Annotated in this window: 2 protein-coding genes; one reads left to right on the top strand and one right to left on the bottom strand. The window is 53.4% G+C overall.

The genetic code is table 11. The annotated features are described in order from the left end of the window. On the top strand, window positions 1-438 hold a 438-nt coding region (locus tag OCV66_RS15395), incomplete at its 5' end, for a hypothetical protein (protein ID WP_262564902.1). 52 nt (window positions 439-490) lie between these two features. On the opposite strand, the gene OCV66_RS15390 is transcribed toward OCV66_RS15395, so the two are convergent. After that, window positions 491-3,196, bottom strand: a 2,706-nt coding sequence (locus OCV66_RS15390) for a hypothetical protein (protein WP_262564900.1), incomplete at its 5' end; no start/stop codon positions are given.

The following is a 3,196-nucleotide window of genomic DNA, read 5'->3' as shown; positions in this document are numbered from 1 at the left end:
CGGTTCGACAGCAGTCCGGAGGAGCTGCGGCAGGCGGTGAACGGAATCTGCGACGAGGCTTCGCGGCTGGAGGCGCGTGTGGAGGGCATCGTGGTGGACACGTTCGGGGACACGATTACAGAAGAAATGCTGTCCGATGAGTTGGACGCAAACCTGATGCGGCGAAGCGACCTGTATTTCGGCACCTACACAGGCGATGGTGTGTATCCCCGCGAGATAACGCTGGGCTTTGCTCCCAAAATGGTGTTTATCATGCGCGCGGACGGAATGACCGGTTCCACCGGTTACACCTATCAGTTCCTTGCGTTTCCGGTCGAGGAGTCTGAACAACCGGACTATTGCCTGCTTACGCAAACCGGCTTTCGTCTGAACAGCCCCGGCGACAAGTCACGGATAAATGCCAAAGATATAAAATACGTCTATATCGCCTTAAAATGAAAAGGGAAAACCCCCTCGAAAGAGGGGGTTTTCTCTTTTTGTTGTGAAAAAATTACGCTACAACAGTGAACGTATAAGTTGCAGTTGCAATACCATTCGTTACACTGAACGAGTCAGCATCAGCATTCGTGCCTGCCAGAGTCGGAGCTGCGGTAGCAGTAATTGCGTAGTCTGCATCCGGAGTAAAGGTAGCGGTGATTGTAACCTTTTCACCTGCAACCGGAGTGTAAACAGAGGTATCTGCGCTCGGACGATCGTTAGCCACAATTTTAAACGAAGCCGTCACATTAGTGGTTTCATTTGTCTTGAGCTTGCCAACGATGGTATCCAGTACACCAGCCTTGACCTTACCAGCTTCGGTAAACGTTGTGGTGCTGTCGCTTGCAGTAACAGCATTCAGAGTGGCAACCGGCTTTGCAGTAACCTCAAAGGTATCTGTCAGCAGAACAGTATTGCCCGCCTTGATCTGAATATTATACGTGCCGATTGCGGTGGAAGTACCAACTGTTACAGTGATTTCCTGCGTGCCGTTATTCTTTACAGCAAAGGTACCATCGCCAGAAGCAGTAATGTTGACGTTATCCTCAGAATTGATAGAGGTAGTAACATCGGCTGCATCTGCTGCATAGTTGGAAGCAGTCAAGGTGTACTTCAGAGTTGCCTCCGTACCCTTTGTGGTCGATGCATCGCCGGAAGTCTTCACAGCGGTCAGCTTGGGCGCATTCACATCATCCAGCTCAAAGCCGTCGAACGCGCCGGTGGAGTCGATGACCAGAACGTCGATATCCTTGTCGTCGCTGCCGGCCTCGTCCATGATCCAGAACGCATTGACCAGATACTTGTCAACGCCGCCATCCTTGTACTTGGAGCCCTGCGGCAGCTTGTCGCCGTAGGTGTAGTTCAGGCCGATTGCCTTGTCGCTGTCAGCCTTGGAGTCTACCATCAGTACGGTGGTATCAGCAGTAACATTGAACTGCGCACCATCGATTGCAATGTAGCCGGAAACATTGGCCTCATTGCCGCCACGGTACAGGTCGGTCGTGTTCAGGGAGCCGGAGGCGTCCTTCGCGTCCTTGATCGTACCGTAAACCTTAACATCGTTGATGTAGCCATCCGCATCGATTTCGGAATAGCCGATCAGCGTACCCTTAGCGCGGGCATTCTTGCTGTAGGAGGTATCCTCCGTAACAGTCACATTCTCAGAGCCGGTCCAGATGGTATACTTGACATCGCCGCCTGCCGCCTGGCTGCCGCCGGTGACAATGTAAGCATAGTTATCGCTGGACTCGCCGACCAGATCGGTGCTCTGCACCTTGACCGCCGCCATCTTGACGCGGGTCAGGCCGTCGGTTTCCTTGGTGAATACCGCGGTCGCCGCATTAGTGGTGGTGAAAGCGTCGTCAGCCAGGGACTTGAACTGCTTGCCGGTGATCTGCTTGGAGCGGCCCGCAGTGGTGTACAGAATGATCGCAGCATCGTCAGCAATCTTGGTGCTGGCGATTTCGTCAACGCTGCCGCCCTGTGCGTTGGCCATGTTAGAAATGTACTTGTAGCCGTTGTACTTGTCGTTCAGAGTAAGGTTTTCGAACTTGGTATCCGAATCAGAACCGGAAATCTTGTAAGCGGTGCCAACAGTGAGGGAAACGCTGTCGTCAGACATGGTAACCGTCTTGGTGGAACCGTCAAAGAAGCGGATCTTAGCCTGATCGCCGTCCAGGCCGCTGGTACCCTTGCCGATCACTACGGCTACATCGCTCGGGAACGAGCCGTCGCCGTCATCGGTGTCAAGATCGAGTACAACGCCGTTGAAGACATAGGCCTTAACCGTATCACCGGTGGAGACATCGGTATCCTCGGAAGCCATGTTGTACCAAGTGCCATCCAGCTCGTACTGAACGTAGCCATCCTTTTCCTTGTAGCCGGTCAGCTCGGTGGTCAGGATGTCCGCGCGGACGATGTCCTTGCAGTCCTCGTAGAGGTTCTCAGACATAACCGCATAGTCGTCCTTCACGATTTCCTCGTCGATGTTTTCATCCTCAAACTCGTAGGACTTGCCATCAAAGGTGATCTTATCGGAGCCAACATAAGTTACCTGGCCGCCGGTGTAGGTGGTGATGATCGCGGTGTCGATCTTGTTATTGCTGTCGGTATCGACAAAGACAACCTTATTCATGGATACCTTATTTGCAGCGGTATCGTCGAAATAATCCAGCGTCTTATTTTCAGCAGTCGCGCCATCAATGATAGTGCTGATCTCATCCACGTCGTCAACTGAGTAGGAGGAGCCGCCGAACTTGATCTTGGAGCCGTCCTTCTCAGTCGCATTCATGTAGGTGGTGTAAACCGTATTGTCCGAGATCGCGTAAACGCCGAGGACATTGTTGGTCTTGCCATCCTTGAACATGACCTTGACCTTCTGGCCCAGCAGGCTGGAGTAATCCGTGCCTACCTTGGAGAAAGAAACCGTGCCACTACCACTATGGTAGTTGTCAGACGAATATGTGCTGTCAAGCTGAATCTCCAGAGAATCCGTGGAGATCTTGATCAGGGTGCCGTAGTCGTAGGACAGGCCCATGTAAGCGGAGCCGACAGTCTCCTTGACGCCGCCGTTGAGGATATCGTCAAAGGAGTCGGAATCGGTGGACCACTTCACGCGGTTGGTGTCCAGCGTATTTGCGATCATCTGCGCGGCGTACTGACGCGGCAGGCCCTGCTCCAGGCCGGAGTTGACGTCGTCCAGCAGGCCGGCGGAGCCAGC

The sequence above is a fragment of the Agathobaculum ammoniilyticum genome, from assembly GCF_025567315.1.
Classification (GTDB): Bacteria; Bacillota; Clostridia; order Oscillospirales; family Butyricicoccaceae; genus Agathobaculum; species Agathobaculum ammoniilyticum.
The sequence above is the reverse complement of the archived record's forward strand: the minus strand, read 5'-3'. Positions and strand labels throughout refer to the sequence as shown.